Raw genomic sequence first — 18,726 nt, 5'->3', positions numbered from 1 at the left:
CTCGCGAGGGCAGATGACAGCGGGGTTTCCTGCAGGTGACAGTTCTGTTTCAGGGGATGCAGTGTTCAGCAACCTGACAGGTTCAGGGGATAGAAGGGTTTAAGAGTGCCCTTGGCCCGGACAAAGCCCGGTCGATAGGCAACGAAAACAGCCGATATGCAATGGATGCGTGACCGCAACGAGGCGCAGCGGAAACCCGCCCGCCTCGTCGGCCATCCGTCATGCAGTCTTGGGGATGTCGTCCATGAGCTTGTCGAGGGTGATCGGTAGGTCGCGGATGCGTTTGCCGGTGGCGTGGTACACCGCATTGGCAATCGCGGCAGCGAGTCCCGTCGTGCCGATTTCGCCGATGCCGCGTGCGCCGAACTCGTTGAGGGCGTAGTCCGGGTAGTCCAGCAGGATGATGTCCATCTCGGGTGGCTGGTCGGCATGCACCGGCACGACGTACTCGGCGTAGTCATTGTTGGTCGGCATGGCGTTGCGTTCGTCGTAATGCGTGGCTTCAAACAGGGCCATGCCGATGGCCATGACGATTGCGCCCTCCACCTGATTGGCGGCGGCTTTGGCATTGATGACCTGGCCGACGTCGATCGCACTCACGACGCGCGACACCCGCAGGCGCGAGATACCCGGGTCCCAGCGCACCTCGACGAAATGCGCACCAAACGAGCGGATCGACACGTCGTCCTTGTCGGCGGTCTTGGCCGAACGGGCTTCGCCTTCGGCACTGCCCAGGCGCTGGGTGGTGAGGAGTTTCCCGAAATCCAGCGCTTCGTTGCCATTGACCAGACGGCCTTCCTTGAAGGCCAGCGCCTTCGGGTCGGCGCCCTTGAACGGTCCATCCTGCACGGCGAAGCTCTTGAGCTGCTCGATCGCATCCCGTGTGGCCTCGGCGATAGCCGGCAGGATGCTTGCGGTTGCCCAGGAGCCGCCCGAAACCGGACCGGGTGGGAAGGAGGAATCACCCAGCTGCACCGTGATCCGCTCCAGCGGCAGCCCCGTGATCTTGGCGACCGCCTGGGCAACGATGGTGTAGGTGCCGGTACCGATATCCTGCGCACCACAGGTCACAAAGGCTGTGCCGTCAGCGCGTAGGGAGACACGTGCATCACAGGCGCAGCGCATTGCATCCCAGTTGCAGGCCGCGAGGCCGTAGCCAATGACTTCGTGACCGTCACGCATGGAGCCGGGTTTGGGATCGCGTTTGTCCCAGCCGAACCTGGCTGCCGCCTCGTCGAAGGCTTCGGTCAGGTGATTGCTCGACCAGGGCATGTCCTTGCTCTCGTCGCGGGTCGAGGCGTTGAGCTTGCGAAACGCCAACGGGTCCATGCCGAGGGTTTCTGCCATCTCGTCCATGGCCGATTCCAGCGCGAACAACCCGGGCGCTGCGCCGGGAGCCCGCATCGACGTGGGCGTGCCGTGGTGGACTTGCAGCGTGGCGTGGCTGATTGCCAGGTTCGGGCAACTGTAGAGGCTCTTGGTCACGCTGCCGCAGGCTTCGGTGTTCTGGTCGGTGAACGAGGTGCTGTTGACGGACTCATGCCGGACTGAAACCAGCTTGCCCTCGCCATCCGTCGCGAGGCGTACCCGCTGTTCGGTGGCCGGGCGGTGGCCGGTGGTTGTGAACATCTGCGGGCGCGGCACCACGAATTGCACAGGTCGGCCAACCGCGCGGGCCACGGCGCACGTCGCGGGTGAGTGCGGCCACGCCCAGAGCTTGCTGCCAAAGCCCGAGCCGATGAAGGGCGCCTGCAGTTCGACCTTGTCCGGGCTCAGGCCGAAGATGCGGGCCAGCGTGTTGCGATGCACGATGACCGACTGAGTGGATTCGTACACGAAAAGCTTGTCGCCCTCCCAATAGGCCGTCGTGGCATGCATCTCCATCGGATTATGGGTTTCGACGGGCGTGGTGTAGGTCACGTCGATGCGATGAGCCGCACTGTTGAAGCCTGCTTCCGGATCGCCGCGCGAATAGTCGTCTCCGGCGGGTTCGGGCGACTGCACCTTTTTCGCCTGTGCGAGCGTCGCCAGGGCGGGCTCTTCCTTGTACTCGACCTTGACTTTATAGGCGGCCGCGCGGGCCTGCTCAAAGGTGTCGGCCACGACCATGGCGACGAACTGGCCGGCGTAGTGGACCTTGTCGTCTTCGAACGGCAGGCGGCTCTCGTCGACCTTGACCAGGCGGTCGATCTTGGACGGATCCAGCTCCATGCTCGGCGGCCGGTAGAGCTCGGCGAAATGGCCGTGGTGATAGATGCCGAGCACGCCGGGCATGCGCTTGGCCTCCTCAACATCGATACGGGTAACGCGGCCACTGGCGATGGTGCTGTAGACGCCATACGCGTAAGCCATGCGCTTGAGTCCGTGGTCAGCGGTGTACAGGGCATGACCGGTGACTTTCAGCCGTCCATCGACGCGCTTGGGACCGGCACCAATGATGTCGTTCATGCCATACCTCCGGTGAGCGTCTGCAGGTTGCGAACGATGGCCTGCCGGGCCAGCGGGATCTTGTAGGCGTTGCGCGGGTAGGGCGTGGCGCCCTGAAGGGCCAGTTCCGCCGCGCGGCGGAAGGTCTCTGCGTTGGCGGGTTGGCCGCGCAGCGACTGCTCAGCCTCCAGCGCACGCCAGGGTTTGGTGCCGACGCCGCCCATGGCGATGCGCGCCTCGGCGATACGTTCGCCCTGCATCTGCACGATCACCGCGCTCGACGCCAGGGCGAACTGGTAGGACGCGCGATCGCGCAACTTCAGGTAGCCCGAGCGACTGTTCGCCAGTGGCGGTGCGAGGGTGATGTGGGTAATCAGTTCCCCATGGCGCAGGGCGTGCTCGCGCTCGGGGGTGTCGCCGGGCAGCAGGTGGAAGTCGAGGAAATCGATGCTCCGCTCGCCGTCCGGGCCTTGCACATGCACGGTCGCGCCGATCGCGGCCATCGCCACGCACATGTCGGACGGGTGCATGGCGATGCAGTGGTCGCTGGTGCCCAACACGGCATGCACCGAGCGGTGATCACCTTCGATCGCGGCGCAGCCGCTGCCGGGTTCGCGCTTGTTGCACGGCGAGACGTTGTCACGAAAGTAATGGCAGCGCACGCGTTGCATGACGTTGCCGGCCGTGGTGGCCTTGTTGCGCAGCTGCGTGGTCGCGCCTGTGAGCAGCGCCTGGGACAGCACCGGATACGCTTCGGCGATGTATTTGTCACGGGCGAGGGTCGTGTTGGTGACCAGCGCACCGATGCGTACGCTGCCATCGCGCTGACGCTCGAGGCTGTCCAGCCCCACTCGGTTGATGTCCACCAGCCGCTCGGGCTGCATGACATCGAGCTTCACCAGGTCGAGCAGGGTGGTGCCGCCGGCCAGGTACATGGCCTGTTCCGCCTGGCCGGCCTTGAGTGCCTGCTCGGTGCTGGTTGCACGGTCGAACTGGAAGTTGCGCATCAGCTGGCTCCCTTCATCTTGCCGCGGGCCGACTGTACGGCCGCCAGGATGTTCTTGTAGGCGCCACAGCGGCAGATGTTGCCGCTCAGGGCTTCGCGCACGCTGGCATCGTCGGTGCCAATGTCCGGATTTTCGATAACCGCCACGGCCGCCATGATCTGCCCCGAGGTGCAGTAACCGCATTGATAGGCGTCGTGTTCCCAAAAGGCTTCCTGGACCGGATGCAGCTTGCCGTCCTTCTCCAAGCCTTCGATGGTGGTGATTTCATCGCCGTCGTGGCTTACGGCCAGCGACAGGCACGAGTTCACGGCCGTGCCGTTTACATGCAGGGTGCAGGCGCCGCATTGGCCGTGGTCGCAGCCCTTCTTGGTACCTGTCAGTTGCAGGCGATCGCGCAGAACGTCGAGCAGGATGGCGTTGGCGGGTACGTTCAGCGTTTGCGGCTGTCCGTTCACCTTCAGCGTGATGCGTTGTTCGCCGGCCTTTAGCGGCTGCTCACTGTCGTCGACAGGGGCGGCCTGCACCGCCTGAACCCAGGCGGGCGCAGTGGCTACGGCAAGGCTGGAGACGCCAACGGACTTGATGAAGCCGCGCCGGCTGGGGGAGATCGAGTCGCTCATGGATGTCCTCGTTTTCGGGACGGTCCGCATGGCCAAGAACGTGGTTTCACCGACAAGGCACAGGCGCGAGCCTGTAGGACTTCATGCCGGGAAGCACGGCTCGCAACGACACGGGCGCGCCCATTCAGGAGTGGTCACGGTCGGCTCGCCATTATTCGTCTCAGCAAGTCCGCTCTAGACGGACTGTGGGCAGGCGGCGAAAGGTCCGTCTCAGACCGTTTCGTTGGCCAGGAATGGACGGACGGAAGCCTGGCATGCATGGAGCGAGTGGCTTCGGTCAGTGCCCGTTGCGGTCGAAAAACAGCGCCTGCAGACGGGTCTGTCCCACGAGGCGGTCATAGGCCGGAAAGTCGCTGCCCATGTCGGGCAGGCTGCTAACGAGCATCACAACGGGATGATGAGTGCGCTGCTCGGCAATGAAGGAGCCGAGTGCCTCGTTGTCGATATAGCGGTGCCGTGCGTCCGGATAGCTCAGGCCGTAACTGACCTCGCCGCGTGAGCCGGTCATGTAAACGTCGTCACGCTTGAGGTACCAGTTCAGCGCGGACATGCGCGCAGGGTTGTCGGCAATGAGCACGGCATCGGCCGGAATGTCCGGCGCGATCTGCTGGATGAAGCGGTCAGGCTGTTTCCCGTCGATCACCCGGTCAGGCACGGCAACGCCTACCGCAAGGAACAGGGCAGCCGGTGCGAGCATGTGCGCGAGAGTAAAGGCGCCCAGCGTCCGGGCGTAGCTCGCCGCGGCGATGCACACTGCCCAGACCAAAAGCGTAGTCATGAGCAGATACGCCTTGTAGCGCTCGCCGTCCCCTAATGGGAGCTTCCCCATCAGGTAGGCGACCAGAATGCCCAGCGTGATCGACGCCATTACGCCCGCCTGAAGCCAGCTCGCCCGGGCCAACCCTTGGCGATGGGTTCGGAATGCCGCCGTCAGGCCCTGGCTCAGCAGCAAGGCGATCGGCGCCATGCACGGCAGGATGTAGGTTGGCAGCTTGCCCCGAGACAGCGAGAAGAACACGAACGGCACGAACGCCCAGAGCAGGGCATAGCGCACCCAGGGTTGGGCAACGTCGTGTCGGAGGCGGGCAAGCGAGGTGAACGCCGCGAACGTCCAGGGCAGGGTTGCCAGCGGGAGCAGCGGCATGAAAAACCAGATGGGCTCGGCGTGCTGGGCATCCTTGGCGAAGAAGCGATGCACGTGCTCGACCCAGAAGAAGTAATTCCAGAAGTCCGGCGCCTCTCGGTGGATGGCGATGGCCCATGGCAGGCAAACGAGGAAAGCGGCGGCAACGCTTGCCCAGCCGTAGACCAACAGTGTGTGCAGCTTGCGCTGCCAGAGCGCGTACGGCGCCACGACGATCACGGGCAGTGCCAGGGCCAGAAAGCCTTTGGTGAGGACGGCCGCGCCGCAGAGGGCGCCACCGAGTGCGAAATAACTGAAACGCGCTCTGCCGTGTTCGGCATGCAGGGCGAAATAGAAGGCGACGAAGGTCGCTGTCATCCAGAAGTTGAGGAGGCCATCGAGCGCACTGTAGGTCCCAAGTCCAATGACGAGAAACATGCTGAGGTAGATACCGGCGGCCAGCAGCGCCTGGTCGCGGCCGCGTTCGCGGCGCACCATCAGCGACAAGCAGTAAGCGCTGCCTAACGCCGCCAGGGCGGAAACGACCCTGACGGAGAAATTGTTCTCCCCGAACAGCAGCTGGGCGATGGCGTTGAACCAGTGCCCGAGGATTGGCTTTTCGAAATAGAGCAGGCCATTGAAGTGGGGCGCGACCCAGTCACCCGTGGCGATGATCTCCCGTGCGATTTCGGCGTAGCGAAGTTCGTCAGGCGACCAGAGTGCAGGTGCGGTCGAACCCAGCAGATAGACCGTGGCGAAGTAGCCGATCAGCAAGGGCCAGCCCAGCAGACGGTTTCCAAATTTCATGTCGTGCCCGTCCAAACGAATGAGGTATACCCGGCAGGCTGCCCGATCCCGCCCCGCTGCCGGCAGGCGCATGCTCAGCGACGGGTAGGCGTATTCTTGTAGGGCCTGTGTTTGATCATGATCAGGGCGGTGGGAGACCCCCGCACGGCGCCATGCTTTGGCCGTGCGGGGATTCTTGCATGGGGGCCTTCGGCATCGGAACGGGCGGGAATGCCGAGCGGCGAGGATTTGCCGGGATGGACAGGTTGGGTTCAGGCGCCCCACCCGTAGTGGACGATGCGCAGGAAAACGGGCGCGGCGAAACATACCGAGTCGAGCCGGTCGAGCATGCCACCGTGGCCTTCGATCATGTGCCCCCAGTCCTTCACGCCGCGGTCACGCTTGATCGCCGACAATACGATGCCGCCGAAGAACCCGAGCAGGTTCAGGCACAGGGCGATGAGCCCGGCCTGCCATACCGTGAAGGGCGTGATCCAGTAGAGCGACGCGCCAATCAGGGTCGATAGCGCAACGCCGCCCACGAACCCTTCGACCGTCTTGGATGGCGACAGGCGCGGCGCGATCTTGCGCTTGCCGAACAGCTTCCCGCACACGTACTGCAGCACGTCCGAGAGCTGGACCACGATCACCAGGAAGGCGATCAACAGCAGGTTGCGGCCTTCATAACCGGGAATCTTCAGCAGCAACAGCGCCGGGACGTGCGAGATGCAGAAGACCGCGATCATCAGCCCCCACTGCACCTTGGACGCACGCTCCAGAAAGCGCTCGGCGTCTCCGCCAAGTGACGCCAGGATGGGCAGCAGCAGGAAGGCGTAGACGGGAATGAAGATGGAAAACAGCTCGAACCAGCCGACGTAGAGCAGGAAATACTGCATCGGCAGGATGAAGTAGAACGCCGCGGCCAGGGCCGGGTAGTCGCTGGGGCGGGTCGGGGTAAGTGTCAGGAACTCGCGCAATGCGTAGAACGACACGCCGTAGAACAGCAGGATTACTGCGGTTTGCCCGAGCCAGAAGGCGGCGCCAATCACGCCCACCATGACCCACCAGGCGTTGATGCGGGCATTGAGGTTGTCAATCACGGCATGTGGCTGCCAGGCGACGCGCCATTTCAGCGCAAGCCCGATGCTGGAGGCAACCAACAAAAGGGCGCCGATGCCCATGAACAGGTGAAGCGTATCGCGATCCATCATGCAGTCTCCGCTTGCAGCGCCATGAGCGCGGCGCGCGCACGCGCGAGAAAGGCGTGCTTGTCCTCGTCCAGACCCACATACAGGGGCTCGCCAAAACTGACCGTGCAGAGCAGCGGCAAGGGCAGCGCGCGCCCCTTCGGCATGACGCGCTGTAGATTGCCGATCCATACCGGCACCAGTTGAACGTCCGGGTGCGCCTTGGCGAGGTGATAGAGCCCGCTTTTGAACGGCAGGAGCGTCTCTTCCTGATTGCGGGTGCCTTCGGGGAACAGGATCAACGAGTCGCCTGCTTCGAGCGCATTCTGTACCGGCTGCAGGAGCGGCGTTTGGCCCTCCCCGGACGGCCGACACCGGTCGATCAATACGCCACGAAAGACGCGATGGATGATGAAGCGGCGTAGCGCGGAACCATTCCAGTAATCCGCTGCGGCAACGGGCCGTGTGACCGGACGAAGGGCGGGCGGTAGGGAGGACCATAGCAGCACGAAATCGCCATGACTGCTGTGGTTGGCAAAGTAGATCCGCTGGGTGGGAATGGGCGCGCAGCCCATCCACAGGCTACGTGCGCCGGTGATAAGCCGGGCCAGGCTGGTGATGAGAAAGGCAACGATGGATGCGAGCACGCGAAGGCCTCAAGCGTGAAGGAAAAAAGTGGCAGGGATGAAAAACGCCAGCAGCCATTGAGCTGCGGCACAAAGCGCCTGCTTGCGAAGCAGGCCAAGGGCGGCGCGGCAGCGTTCCGGCCAGTCGCGCGGCGCCGTGCTCCTGGCAAGTCCGACTGTGATCAGGGCTTGATCCAGACCCTCTGCAAGGCAGGCGGGCAAGGTACGTTCAGTATGTTCGGCGAGGCGCTCGAAGAGCTCGGCGTCCAGCGCGACACGCGCGGCCCAGTAGTGGGCAAACAGGCCGAACAGTACGACACCGAGGCAGGCCGCGATGACAGCCATGCCCTGTTCGAAGATGGCCGACAGCATGGCGGCGACGAGTGCGAGAAGCGTCAGCGGGCGACTCAGCCGCTCCAGCCCTTCTCCGCGCCTGAGAACAGCAGCTGTCACCTGCATCGTCAGATCAGCCATGGGCCAGCGACCTCCCTGATAGTGAAGGTGCCAGCGGTTCCAGCAGCGTTTGCAGGACGGCGCGATGGGCCGGGCCGAGAACGACCCGGGGCCGGGCGCGCTGGATCACGGCGATGGCGTCTTCGACACTGTCCGATCGCCCTGTCAGCAGGAGCCAACTCGCTACGGCCGTGGCGCTTCGTGAGTAACCCAGTGCACAGCACACCAACACGGGCCCCCGGCGTCGCAGCGCCTCTATGGCCTCGCTTGCCTGTCGGCAGGCTGTTTGGTCGAGCGGGACAAGATCCAGCGCAGGGATGAAGCGATACCCAGGCGGTGTCGAGGCCAGCGCAAGCTCCGGACATAGATCGACGATGGCAGGAAAGCGATCGCGTTCGGCTTTCTGCGTCGGGATACGCCCCAGGTACACGCCGTCGAGCACGTTATCCGGTGCGGGATGGCGCCGTGTCCAAAGCCTCGAATTAGCCCAGGCCCCCACCATGTACGGCAGCAGCAATGCGGCGGCGGCGAACGCCTGCCGACCGTTTTCATTTTTCTGAAAGGCTGCGGGGCCGCTCCAGCCGTAAGCGAGCGCGACAAGGGCGCAGGCGCTGGCGGGCCACAACACCCAGAGCGCAGAGCCGCCAACCCAGACCGCGAAAAGCGTCAGGCCCAGCGCGCCGGCCCCATAGCGCGGCGCAAGAGTCCATTGCCGCGGATGGCCCGCGACGCGAGCCAGTGGCGGGCGATGAGGCGCATCCGGCCATAGCCACAGGCACAAAAGGCCCGACATCGCGCCGGTCGGCACGTCGATGAAGTGGTGCTGCCACGTTGTCAGGACCGAGAGCGCAATCAGGCCGCTCCAGACGAGCCATAGGAAGCGGATTGGTCTGGAAGCCGCGCAGGTCAACCGGTACGCAATGACCACGAGCAGCGCGATATGCAGCGAAGGCGCCTGGTTGTAGGGCTGATCAAAGCTCATCAGGAGATCGAACAGCCAGCCGAAGGCACCGCTCGCCGCAGGGCGCTCGAAGCTGAACTGCAACGGGAAGAGGAGAAAGCCCGCGATGCACAGCGCTTGCGCCGTCAGCAGGCGAAGGCCATGCCGATTGGCCTCTGCGACCGTGCGGCAGCAGAGGAAGGACAAACCGTAGAGCAGGTCGATCGACCAGTAGGGAATGATCGTCCATTCCCACAGTGGAATGTGGCGCTCCCACTCGAATGCCACCACACCGATATCGGTGCGCGTCGAGGTGTAGTGATTCGCCCAGCCGTACGTAAGGAAGAACAGGGGTCCGAGCAATATGAGCCAGCACAGGCCGCGCTTGATGGTGCCCGGCTGGCGGCCCGGATTCACCCGAGCCTCCGGGCCAGCGACACGGTGAAGATGCCGTGGTCGTCAATACGTTGCGTGACCTTGGCAAATCCGGCCGTTGCGACCAGCTCGTCCATCTCCGCCTGGCTTCGGCGGCGCATCACCCAGGCCTCGCCGCCGCGGTGGCTCGTCAGCGCTCGGGCAATCATTTCCAACTGCGGATGCCAGGGCTGGCCGGTGTAGATCAGATAGCCGCCGGGTGCGACGGCCTTGGCCAACCCGGCGAGGGAGCGCCCCACCAGCGTATTGTCCGCAAACAGTTCATATAGTCCGGAGACAACGGCCAACGTCGGACGCGGCGTCATGCGAGCCAGATCGGCTTCATCGAACGCGTCTGCCCGGACGAACCGTGCGATATCGCCAAGGCCCCGGTCGTGGATCAGCGCCTGGCCGTAGTGAACGTTCAGGTCGCTGTAGTCACGCAGCAGGACGCTGTCGGGCTTGTCGTCGAGCGAGGCGATGGCATCGAGCACATAACGGCCGTGCCCGGCGGCGATATCCACGATATGTACGGGTTGACCCGCCTCGCGCAGCGCGGCGATCCCGGCTCTTAGCAGTGCCTCGACATTCACCTTGCGCTCGCGAATGCCGCGCCAGCCGATGGAGTTCAGATAAGTCCGGTCAATCGCGCGCCCCACGGGGGGCCGACCTTGCGGCGTGTTGCGGTAGACGTAGTCCAGCGTGCTGCCGGAATCGAATCCGGTCTCGAAGCCCAATTCGATGCCATCAGAGAGCATCGCGCCGACCCTGAGCCCGGCTCGCGTTGCACGCCAGTACAGGTTGGCGAGTGAGCGCGCGGGCAGCGGCGTCGCGAGTGCTTCGGCTTCTGCGCAGGTGGCACCGACGCGATCGGCATGGAGCAACGAACGACGCGGAGCAGGGTGTTCGAACTGGTTGAGGATGAAGCGGCGGATACGTGCCACGGCCGACGCGCGATCTCGCTCGCCAAGTGTGTCGTGAAAGAACCCCGGCAGGATGTGCTTTTCCTTCACGGGTGAGCCGAGGCGGTCGAAGAACTCGTTCTGCGGCCGGCGGTGCACGACGAAGTCCGAGCCTGAAATCAACAGCTGCGTCGGCACCTGGATCGCCTGGGCATCGGCGACGACGCGTTCGCTCGCCTCATACAGGCCGAGCAGCACATCGACCGAAATCGCACGGGCGATCAGCGGGTCGCTGTCATAACTGGCGACACGTGCCGGGTCATGCGTGAGAAAGCGCGCCTTCACGTAGCTGTTGACGAAGAAGTTGCCCCGCACGGCTCGGACAAGCTTCAGACCGGATCGGGCGAAGGGCACGTAGAGCTTGACCTTGAATGCCGGCGACGCGAGCACGAGGCTGCGGATCTTCGGGGCATAGTCATGAACCCAGGTAGCGACCAGAACGGCGCCGACGCTTTGGGCGATCACGGCGATCTGCTCTTCAGCGATGCCATGTGCCGAGCCGATGTGCCCAATGAACGTCTGCACGTCCCGCACGCTGGTACCGAAGCTCGGGCTGTCGCCACGCTCGCCAGGCGACTCGCCATGGCCCCGGGCATCCCACGCGAAGACGTCGCAATCAGGCATGTCGAGCTCGTCGACCAGATGTGCCATGCGTTCGGAATGCTCATGCCCGCGATGAAACAGCACGATGGCGCGGCGCTCTGTGGAGGGAGCGGTTGCAGGCCAATGCTTGTAGACGAGCTGGACGTCGTCATGCGTGAGAAAGTGCCCGACATGGCGAGCACGTTTGGAAAGTCCTTTTTCCATGGGGATTCTCAGTGTGTAGTAGAGGAAGCTTCGGCCAGGCCGCCACGAATACGGTTGATCAGCGTGACCAACGAAAGCGCGAGCACGACGGCGAGTGCGCCGTTGATCCAGATTGCCGGGAGCCAGCCAAGGGCTACGCCAGCGGCGATGACACCGAATACGAAGGCGCGATCGCTCTTGCCCATTGGGCCGTCATATCGCCGTGAAGCGCCGGCAAGCGGGCCCATCACGCCCGCATACTCGACGAGCAGAGACAGAAGCACGACAGCCACCAGCAGCCAGGCGCTAACGCCTGCAATTGCGGCAAATGCCAGAAAAAGCGCGGCGTCCGATACCATGTCGCACAGTTCGTTGAGGTAGGCGCCCAGCCGCGATTGCTGGCCGAACTCCCGAGCGAGCATACCGTCGATGGCATTCAGGGCCATGCGTAGAAACATCCACAGGGGGATCAGCCAGAACAGCGCGGTGTGTTCGGCATACAGGGCGACAAGCGACGCGACGGCTATCGAGCCCAGCGCGGCGCCGAGCGTCACCTGATTGGCCGTCACGCCCATGCTGTAGAAAGCGCGCGTGACGGGGCGCAGCAGCGCCTGGAAGCGGGGTTTGAGCTGATAGATGGAGGGCATTTCGATCCTTTGAATGCATCTGCAGCGGGATGACACTGCTGCGCGTGGCGTCCTGCCAGGCAAGGCCGGCATTATCTACCGTGAACGGGACCTGACCGTCGCAACATTCGGTAACGCGTCACAATTTGAGCGTTTCGTACGCGGAGGCGGTATAAGCGCAGCCAGGTTTGTGGAGGGGCAATGAAGATCACACTGGATGAAATGCAGGCGTACGTGCGCGTTGTGGAAAGCGGCTCGATCAGTGCCGCGGCGGTGCAGATGGAGCAGACGACGTCGGCGATCAGTCGGAGCCTTGGCCGCCTGGAGTCCAAGCTGGGCGTCACCCTGTTGCGCCGCACCACGCGCCGGCTGGAGTTGACGGAGGAGGGCAGCGCGTTTCTCGATCAGGCACGTTCGATACTGGCGAGCGTCGAAGCCGCCGAAGAGCAGATGGCTCTGCGAACGCAGCAGCCGTCGGGCCTTTTGCGCGTGAATGCGGCGTCGGTGTTTGTGCTCCACGTGCTGGTGCCGCTGCTTGGCGGCTTCCGCGAGCGTTATCCGCAGATCGAGCTGGAGCTCAACAGCAATGAACAGATCATCGACCTGCTTGAACAGCGCACCGACCTCGCTATCCGCATCGGTACGTTGCGTGACTCCACCCTGCATGCCCGGCCGTTGGGCACCAGCCGTATCCGCGTGCTGGCAAGCCCGGACTACCTGAAGCGACGGGGTGTGCCGACGTCCGTCGAAGCATTGGCCAATCATGACCTGATCGGCTTTACCCAGCTGGAAAACCTCAACCATTGGCCGCTGCGTCATGTGCATGGTGATGCCTACACCATCTCACCGGTGATCCGCGCCTCCAGCGGCGAAACGGTGCGGCAGCTGGCGCGTGCCGGCGTCGGCATTGCGTGCCTGTCAGATTTTCTGACCCAGGATGATCGCGCAGAAGGTGCGCTGGTCGAGGTGCTGCCCGAGCATACGATCGAAAGTCGCCAGCCGATCCATGCGGTGTATTACCGCAACACCGCGCTGGCCTCGCGCATCAGCTGTTTTCTGGATTACCTGAGCGAAGCCATGGCCGGCCAGCCATGGGCCGCCCGATCGCAGGCCGCCCGACCGCGGGCCGCTCGGTAGCGTTGAAAAGAGCAGGGCAGCCAACCGGCTGCCCGAACGATCAGACAGGCGTTTCGGCCTTGGCCAGCTGCAACGTGAGGTAGTCGAACGCGATGCGAGCGGCGTTACGTGCATCGAACTCCTCGCCGGACAGCGCACCGCGTAGCCACAGCCCATCGATCAATGCCGCAAGCCCTCGGGCTGACGCACGTGCCTGATCTGTCGGCAGCACCTTGCGGAACTGGCCGCACAGGTTCGAATACAACCGGCGGTCGTTGATGCGTTGCAGGCGACGCAGATTAGGGTGGTGCATGCTGCTGGCCCAGAAGGCGAGCCAGGTCTTCATCGCCGGGCCGCTGATCTGGCTTTCGTCGAAGTTGCCTTCGATGATGGCGCGTAGATGGGCCTGTGCGTCATCGGCAGGAAGGGTGCGGCGACGTGCATCGATCGCCTCGTGCAGCGCCACCATGATGTGCCGCATGGTCGCTTCGAGCAGGCCATTCTTGTCCTGGAAGTAGTGGCTGATGATGCCATTGGAAACACCCGCGATGCGGGCGATGTAGGCGATGCTGGCGTCACTCATGCCTACCTGGTCGATGGCTTCGAGCGTGGCGCTGATCAATTGCGAACGACGGATCGGCTGCATTCCGACCTTGGGCATGAGGGGCTCTTCGTATCCGTGTGAAAGGAGCAGTCTAGGGGCGAGGTCCATTCCGGATCAACAAACCCGACATTACGAAGGGTTATTTCGTATCGGCCGCCACAGCGGCAGGCCCCATACCGGGCGGCGCGTTCCGTTCGTCCGCCGACGCAGCCGCCTCCTGGCGTCTGGCTGGCACTTCGGCGCTGGCGATGCCCTCGAATCGGCATACCCATCACGCATTCCAGAGGAGATCGTCCATGTCGTCCAAGCAGGTCGCGTTGGTCGTAGGCGCCAGCGGCATCATCGGCAACGCGGTAGTTGAAGAACTGAACACCCGGGAAGACTGGCAGGTACGCGCCGTGCGCCGGACCTTCGTTGAAGGTGTGGAAAGCATCGCCCTGGACCTCAATGACGCCGATGCCACCCGCAGTGCGCTCGAAGCCGCAGCCGATACCACGCACGTTTTCTACGCTGCCTTGCAGCCAAAGTCCGACCTTGCTGAAGAAGCAAAGGTGAACGGCGCCATGCTGAGCAACTTGCTGGACGGGCTCAAGGCCGTTGGTGCGCCGGTGCAGCGTGTTGTGCATTACCAGGGCGCCAAAGTGTACGGCGTGCATCTGGGCGAGGCGAAAGCACCATTTTATGAGGACGACCACCCCCGGCACGTCGCGCCCAACTTCTATTTCGATCAGGAAGATATCCTGCGCGAGCGCGGGGAAGCGGGCGACTTCGAATGGTCCATCCTGCGCCCGGACGTGGTCGTGGGCGACATTGCCGGCAACCCCATGAACATCGCCCTGGTGATCGGCGCTTTCGCCGCGCTGAGCAAGGCCGAAGGCGTGCCGCTGCGTTTCCCGGGTAGCCGTCGCACCTATGAGGATGTGTACGCACAGTTGACCGATTCGCGATGGCTTGCCCGCGCCAGTGTCTGGGCCGCACTCGACCCCGCCGCCCGCAACGAAGCCTTCAACCTCGTGGGCGAACCCTTTCGCTGGGAGCGCATCTGGAATCATGTGGGTGACGCGCTCGGTATGCCAGTCGCAGGCCCTCAACCGTTCAAGCTGGCCACGCACATGCCGTCCAAGGCTGAGACCTGGGCGCGCTTGCAGAAGGAACACAGCCTGGACGATACGCCCTACGACACGCTCATCGGATGGGCCTTTGGCGACTTCGTGTTCAACACCGAGTTCGACATGATCTCGGACATGGGCAAGATCCGTCGGGCCGGGTTTACCGAAGCCGTGGATTCCGAGCAGGCCCTGGTGAGCGCGATCCGCAGGTTGCAGGAGAAGGGTTACCTGCCGCGCTGATTCGGCTGACCTATCGAAGCGGCGGCGCCTTTATCCGTAAGGCGCCGTCCGCTGTGCCCGGTTGGCGAATTCAGCGCATAGGGCGTCCAGCGATCCGATGCATTCATGGGCGCTGATACGCGCCTATCGCCTTCGTTCAATAGCAGGCAGGGGGCATTACCGAGATCCCGGTGAATAGGCTTGCCGATCCGGTCATACTGTTCGCACTCCAGAGCTCAAAAGAGCGCTAGCCAACACCGTTCGCTACGGTGCAGGCGGGCGTATGCCCGGAATCCCCGAGCAATCCAACCCCAAGCCTGCGCCCACAGAAGCCTCACAAGCGCGGCATGTCCCGAATAAAACCGCAGACTGCATGACACGACTCAAATACCTACAGGGCTACCCTGTTGCCCTTCAGCAGCAGATCCAGCAACTCATCGATGCCGACCGCCTTGGCGAATACCTTCAGCGCCGCTACCCCGGCCGGCATGCCGTGCAAAGTGACAAGGCGCTGTACACCTACGTCTGCGACCTCAAGCAAGCCCACCTGCGCAGCGCCCCCGCCATCGACAAGGTGCTCTACGACAATCGCCTGGACCTCACCCACCGCGCCCTGGGCCTGCACACCGCCGTGTCCCGCGTGCAGGGCGGCAAGCTCAAGGCCAAGAAGGAAATCCGCGTCGCCTCCGTGTTCAAGGACGCCGCGCCGGAATTCCTGCAGATGATCGTCGTCCACGAACTTGCCCACCTAAAGGAGCTCGACCACAACAAGGCGTTCTACAAGCTGTGCGAACACATGCTGCCGGGCTATCACCAAATTGAGTTCGATCTGCGGGTGTATCTGACGTGGCGGGAGCTGGCCGCTAGCCCGTCATGAATTGATCAGTATCAATAGCAGCGAGGCCGGGGGCCTTTAGGGTGATGTCATACGGCACGCTGGGAGGCATCACCATGGCCAAGCGATTTCCCCTCAATCCTCCTCATCCCGAGCGGCTTTGCTGGGGATGCGATCGATACTGTCCTGCACATGATCTGGCGTGCGGCAACGGCTCCGACCGCACGCAGCACCCTGTCGAAACCTTCGGCGAAGACTGGTACCTCATGGGTCGGCCAGACGATATTGCCGGCGTTTCGGTTGACTCGCGTGAGGCTGCCCGGCCAGAGGACTGACGGTCCAGCCCGCATGGGGCGTCGCTGAGTATCGGCCACGCCGCGCCCGCCTTAGCGTTAAAAGATTCCGCCCACTCCAACGTGTTTTAGAAACGGTGCCAACACGTGCGGGGGATCATCAGGTTGAGTTCGATCTGAAGGTCAAGTTGATGCATCGGGAGTTGTGCTTACGCTAAGCGAGCAGCTGGGGCGAAACAGAACGCGCGCGAAACCCGGAGTCCTCTTTGTCGCGCTGCAGCGTCAGGATTTAACGCATTCCTTGGTCCACTGACTCGCCTCATTCCCCTGGCATCGTCGGAAATATCGTCCCCTTGCCGGCACGCTTCGCCTTGTACATCCAGCTGTCGGCTTCGCGTATCAGCTCAGTCGCATTCGTGGCGGAACCCGGTGTGTACACCGCAATGCCCATGCTGGCGTGTACGTTCGCCGTTCCCCAAGCCAGTTCGACCGGCTCCGCGATGCGGGCCAGCAGCTTGGAAGCCACCGTTCGTGCATCAGCCAGGCCGTTATGGAGCCCCTCGAGCACGACCGTGAACTCATCGCCTGCCAGCCTCGAGACCATGTCGCAGGCCCGGCTGCCTTCGCACAAACGCGTCGCGATGACACGAAGCAGCTCATCTCCCGCCTCGTGGCCGAAGCTGTCGTTTACGGTTTTGAATCCATCCAGGTCAATGAACACAACGCCCAGTGGCGATTGGTTGCGATCGGCGCGCGCCAGCGCCAGCGGAAGCAGCTCGCTCAGCGCGCGGCGGTTCGGCAGGCCGGTAAGGGCATCGTGCCTGGCCTCTTGCTCGCGAAGCGCTTCCGCGGCCTTACGATCCGATATGTCATGCAGGAACGCACTGAACTGCGTGCGCTCACCGATCTTCAGGGCGCGAATCCGTACCTCCACTACCAGGGACGTGCCGTCCTTGCGCACCGCTGGCAATTCCAGGCGCTGGTCCAGCACCTTTGCCTGACCGGTCGCCAGAAAGCGCGCCATCCCGCTACGGTGCGCTCCGCCCATTTCTGCGGGGATGATCAACTGGTCGAGTGCCTTGCCTATCGCCTCACGGGCCGACCACCCGAACGTCTCTTCCGCGACCCGGTTCCACGCACGGACCAGGCCCTGCTCGTCCAGGCTGATATAGGCATCGTTGGCGTTCTCGATGATCGACGCCAGTTCCGCCTCACGGTCACGCAGCGCCTGCTCGGTGCGCTGCTGACGCTCGATGACATCCTGTAGGGCGCGATTGGCTTCGGACAGCTGCCGCGTGCGTGCCTGCACGCGCATTTCCAGCTCTTGATGAAGCGTCGATAACGCTGCTTGCGCTTCCTTGTTCGCCTGGATATCCGTGACCACGGCAATGTAGTACTCAAGCTCGCCATTGGCCGCGTTCTTCCGGCTGACGCTCTTGGTCACCCAGATCGGTGTGCCGTTTTTATGCAGATAGCGTTTTTCAATCTTGTAGGGCGTGACGTCAGCCGCCTCCAGATCCGCCTGCAGGTCAGGGCGAACGTCGTCTGGATGGGTGAGCTGATGCACGCTCATCTGGCGAAGCTCGTCACGGCTGTAGCCCACCAGCTCGCAGAGTGCATCGTTCACGCTCAGCCATACGCCGTCTTTGCCGAACAGCCCTATGCCGACAGACGCGTGTTCGAAGATCGCGCGGAAGCGCGCTTCGCTGGCCGTGACCATCGCGTCAGCGCGATCGAGCTCGGATCGGGTCAGCAGTAGCGTCTCCCGCAGGTGGATCTCCCGCGTGACCATGCTCGCGAGGTCCTGCAGCACCGCCAGCTCATCGCTCGTTAATGTGCGCGGCCTGGAATCAGCCGCACATAACGTACCCAACGCCAGGCCCGCCGACGTGCGGATCGGCACGCCGGCATAGAAACGAACACGGGGATCGTTCAGTACCAGCGGGTTATTGGCGAATCGCGGGTCCTGCTCCGCATCCGGCACGATCAGCGGCCCGGATTCGTTGATCGCATGTGCACAGAACGCAACGTCGCGATGCATCTCGGGCACGTCCACACCCACGCGGGATTTGAACCACTGGCGATGTTCGTCGATAAGCGTAAACAGCGCGATAGGGGTTGAGAGGCTGCGCGCAAGAAGCCGCGTGATGCGATCGAACACCGGCTCGGGCTCGGTATCGAGCAATTCCATGGCGCGCAACAACGTCAGCCGTTCCTGCTCGTCCGCAGGCAATTTGGCAGCTGTCGTTACACTCTGGCTGTCCGCCATCGATCCACCTTCACGCATAGGGGTTATGACTACATCTTAGGCAGGGGTGTGCCGTTGCGTTCAACGCATTGAGACGGCTGGCGCGCCAGGACGTGGCGGATGAGCGGTGTCGCGTACCTACGCATCTTATGCGAAACGCAGGCTGGCACCTATCTGCGGAATGGAGCTGGCAAAGCATATCGAGATTAGGCGTAGGAAATTGGATAACCCTAGCAAGGGCACCCCGACAGGAAACTCGCATGCGAGGATCTGTCGCAATCATTCACGCAGGCTCATTTTTGAGTGAACAGGCTGCGCTTGTGATCACGCCGCTCGCCTATCCAT

The 18,726-nt window shown here is 63.3% G+C and carries 16 protein-coding genes; 4 read left to right on the top strand and 12 right to left on the bottom strand.

Going from position 1 to position 18,726, the window contains the following annotated elements; all coding sequences use genetic code 11:
• Nucleotides 1-219: 219 nt before the first annotated feature.
• The 10 genes from ACY8D3_RS17290 to ACY8D3_RS17245 form a co-directional block, all read right to left on the bottom strand.
• Nucleotides 220-2,448, bottom strand: coding sequence for a xanthine dehydrogenase family protein molybdopterin-binding subunit (locus tag ACY8D3_RS17290; protein WP_462380045.1), 2,229 nt, complete (start codon nucleotides 2,446-2,448; stop codon nucleotides 220-222).
• Nucleotides 2,445-3,434, bottom strand: a complete 990-nt coding sequence (locus ACY8D3_RS17285) for an FAD binding domain-containing protein (RefSeq protein WP_462380044.1) — start codon at nucleotides 3,432-3,434, stop codon at nucleotides 2,445-2,447. The genes ACY8D3_RS17290 and ACY8D3_RS17285 overlap by 4 nt, the downstream gene beginning before the upstream one ends.
• Complete coding sequence (locus ACY8D3_RS17280; protein ID WP_462380043.1) at nucleotides 3,434-4,084, bottom strand: (2Fe-2S)-binding protein; 651 nt, start codon at nucleotides 4,082-4,084, stop codon at nucleotides 3,434-3,436. The genes ACY8D3_RS17285 and ACY8D3_RS17280 overlap by 1 nt, the downstream gene beginning before the upstream one ends.
• 247 nt (nucleotides 4,085-4,331) lie before the next feature.
• Nucleotides 4,332-5,984: a phospholipid carrier-dependent glycosyltransferase gene (locus ACY8D3_RS17275; RefSeq protein WP_462380042.1), complete on the bottom strand. Its 1,653-nt coding sequence runs from the start codon at nucleotides 5,982-5,984 to the stop codon at nucleotides 4,332-4,334.
• A 251-nt stretch (nucleotides 5,985-6,235) separates the two neighbouring features.
• Complete coding sequence (locus ACY8D3_RS17270; protein ID WP_462384419.1) at nucleotides 6,236-7,171, bottom strand: phosphatidate cytidylyltransferase; 936 nt, start codon at nucleotides 7,169-7,171, stop codon at nucleotides 6,236-6,238.
• On the bottom strand, nucleotides 7,171-7,797 hold the full coding sequence (locus ACY8D3_RS17265; protein WP_462380041.1) for a lysophospholipid acyltransferase family protein: 627 nt from the start codon (nucleotides 7,795-7,797) through the stop codon (nucleotides 7,171-7,173). Before ACY8D3_RS17265 ends, ACY8D3_RS17270 begins: the two co-directional genes overlap by 1 nt.
• A 9-nt stretch (nucleotides 7,798-7,806) precedes the next feature.
• Nucleotides 7,807-8,250, bottom strand: coding sequence for a hypothetical protein (locus ACY8D3_RS17260; protein WP_462380040.1), 444 nt, complete (start codon nucleotides 8,248-8,250; stop codon nucleotides 7,807-7,809).
• Complete coding sequence (locus ACY8D3_RS17255) at nucleotides 8,243-9,586, bottom strand: phosphatase PAP2/dual specificity phosphatase family protein (RefSeq protein WP_462380039.1); 1,344 nt, start codon at nucleotides 9,584-9,586, stop codon at nucleotides 8,243-8,245. The genes ACY8D3_RS17260 and ACY8D3_RS17255 overlap by 8 nt, the downstream gene beginning before the upstream one ends.
• Nucleotides 9,583-11,352, bottom strand: a complete 1,770-nt coding sequence (locus tag ACY8D3_RS17250; RefSeq protein ID WP_462380038.1) for a bifunctional alpha/beta hydrolase/class I SAM-dependent methyltransferase — start codon at nucleotides 11,350-11,352, stop codon at nucleotides 9,583-9,585. The genes ACY8D3_RS17255 and ACY8D3_RS17250 overlap by 4 nt, the downstream gene beginning before the upstream one ends.
• An 8-nt stretch (nucleotides 11,353-11,360) precedes the next feature.
• Nucleotides 11,361-11,978 (bottom strand): CDP-alcohol phosphatidyltransferase family protein, encoded by a 618-nt coding sequence (locus tag ACY8D3_RS17245; protein WP_462380037.1) that lies wholly within the window; start codon nucleotides 11,976-11,978, stop codon nucleotides 11,361-11,363.
• 180 nt (nucleotides 11,979-12,158) lie between these two features.
• Here ACY8D3_RS17245 and ACY8D3_RS17240 point away from each other — a divergent pair, with 180 nt between their 5' ends.
• On the top strand, nucleotides 12,159-13,094 hold the full coding sequence (locus ACY8D3_RS17240; protein WP_462380036.1) for a LysR substrate-binding domain-containing protein: 936 nt from the start codon (nucleotides 12,159-12,161) through the stop codon (nucleotides 13,092-13,094).
• 40 nt (nucleotides 13,095-13,134) lie between these two features.
• Here ACY8D3_RS17240 and betI read toward each other — a convergent pair whose 3' ends face one another.
• Nucleotides 13,135-13,734, bottom strand: a complete 600-nt coding sequence (gene betI / locus ACY8D3_RS17235; RefSeq protein ID WP_462380035.1) for a transcriptional regulator BetI — start codon at nucleotides 13,732-13,734, stop codon at nucleotides 13,135-13,137.
• 239 nt (nucleotides 13,735-13,973) lie between these two features.
• Here betI and ACY8D3_RS17230 point away from each other — a divergent pair, with 239 nt between their 5' ends.
• The 3 genes from ACY8D3_RS17230 (at nucleotide 13,974) to ACY8D3_RS17220 (ending at nucleotide 16,175) form a co-directional block, all read left to right on the top strand.
• Entirely contained in the window at nucleotides 13,974-15,026 is a 1,053-nt protein-coding gene (locus tag ACY8D3_RS17230) for an SDR family oxidoreductase (RefSeq protein WP_462380034.1), read from the top strand.
• A gap of 352 nt (nucleotides 15,027-15,378) precedes the next feature.
• Entirely contained in the window at nucleotides 15,379-15,882 is a 504-nt protein-coding gene (locus ACY8D3_RS17225; protein ID WP_462380033.1) for a YgjP-like metallopeptidase domain-containing protein, read from the top strand.
• A gap of 74 nt (nucleotides 15,883-15,956) precedes the next feature.
• The gene (locus ACY8D3_RS17220; protein WP_462380032.1) at nucleotides 15,957-16,175 is read left to right on the top strand and encodes a DUF3079 domain-containing protein; all 219 of its coding nucleotides are present in this window, start codon (nucleotides 15,957-15,959) and stop codon (nucleotides 16,173-16,175) included.
• A gap of 277 nt (nucleotides 16,176-16,452) precedes the next feature.
• Here the strand turns inward: ACY8D3_RS17220 and ACY8D3_RS17215 are convergent, their stop codons facing one another.
• Nucleotides 16,453-18,402: a sensor domain-containing diguanylate cyclase gene (locus ACY8D3_RS17215; RefSeq protein WP_462380031.1), complete on the bottom strand. Its 1,950-nt coding sequence runs from the start codon at nucleotides 18,400-18,402 to the stop codon at nucleotides 16,453-16,455.
• Nucleotides 18,403-18,726 lie beyond the last annotated feature (324 nt).

The sequence above is a fragment of the Pseudomonas sp. Marseille-QA0892 genome, assembly GCF_054950135.1.
This window is presented reverse-complemented; position numbering and strand designations above follow the sequence as displayed.

Coding starts and splice junctions, on each gene's coding strand:
- ACY8D3_RS17250 (WP_462380038.1), bottom strand. CDS start 11,352: ATGGAAAAAGGACTTTCCAAACGTGCTCGCCATGTCGGGCACTTTCTC.
- ACY8D3_RS17230 (WP_462380034.1), top strand. CDS start 13,974: ATGTCGTCCAAGCAGGTCGCGTTGGTCGTAGGCGCCAGCGGCATCATC.
- ACY8D3_RS17260 (WP_462380040.1), bottom strand. CDS start 8,250: ATGGCTGATCTGACGATGCAGGTGACAGCTGCTGTTCTCAGGCGCGGA.
- ACY8D3_RS17290 (WP_462380045.1), bottom strand. CDS start 2,448: ATGAACGACATCATTGGTGCCGGTCCCAAGCGCGTCGATGGACGGCTG.
- ACY8D3_RS17280 (WP_462380043.1), bottom strand. CDS start 4,084: ATGCGGACCGTCCCGAAAACGAGGACATCCATGAGCGACTCGATCTCC.
- ACY8D3_RS17285 (WP_462380044.1), bottom strand. CDS start 3,434: ATGCGCAACTTCCAGTTCGACCGTGCAACCAGCACCGAGCAGGCACTC.
- ACY8D3_RS17270 (WP_462384419.1), bottom strand. CDS start 7,171: ATGGATCGCGATACGCTTCACCTGTTCATGGGCATCGGCGCCCTTTTG.
- betI (WP_462380035.1), bottom strand. CDS start 13,734: ATGCCCAAGGTCGGAATGCAGCCGATCCGTCGTTCGCAATTGATCAGC.
- ACY8D3_RS17225 (WP_462380033.1), top strand. CDS start 15,379: ATGACACGACTCAAATACCTACAGGGCTACCCTGTTGCCCTTCAGCAG.
- ACY8D3_RS17245 (WP_462380037.1), bottom strand. CDS start 11,978: ATGCCCTCCATCTATCAGCTCAAACCCCGCTTCCAGGCGCTGCTGCGC.
- ACY8D3_RS17240 (WP_462380036.1), top strand. CDS start 12,159: ATGAAGATCACACTGGATGAAATGCAGGCGTACGTGCGCGTTGTGGAA.
- ACY8D3_RS17275 (WP_462380042.1), bottom strand. CDS start 5,984: ATGAAATTTGGAAACCGTCTGCTGGGCTGGCCCTTGCTGATCGGCTAC.
- ACY8D3_RS17220 (WP_462380032.1), top strand. CDS start 15,957: ATGGCCAAGCGATTTCCCCTCAATCCTCCTCATCCCGAGCGGCTTTGC.
- ACY8D3_RS17215 (WP_462380031.1), bottom strand. CDS start 18,402: ATGGCGGACAGCCAGAGTGTAACGACAGCTGCCAAATTGCCTGCGGAC.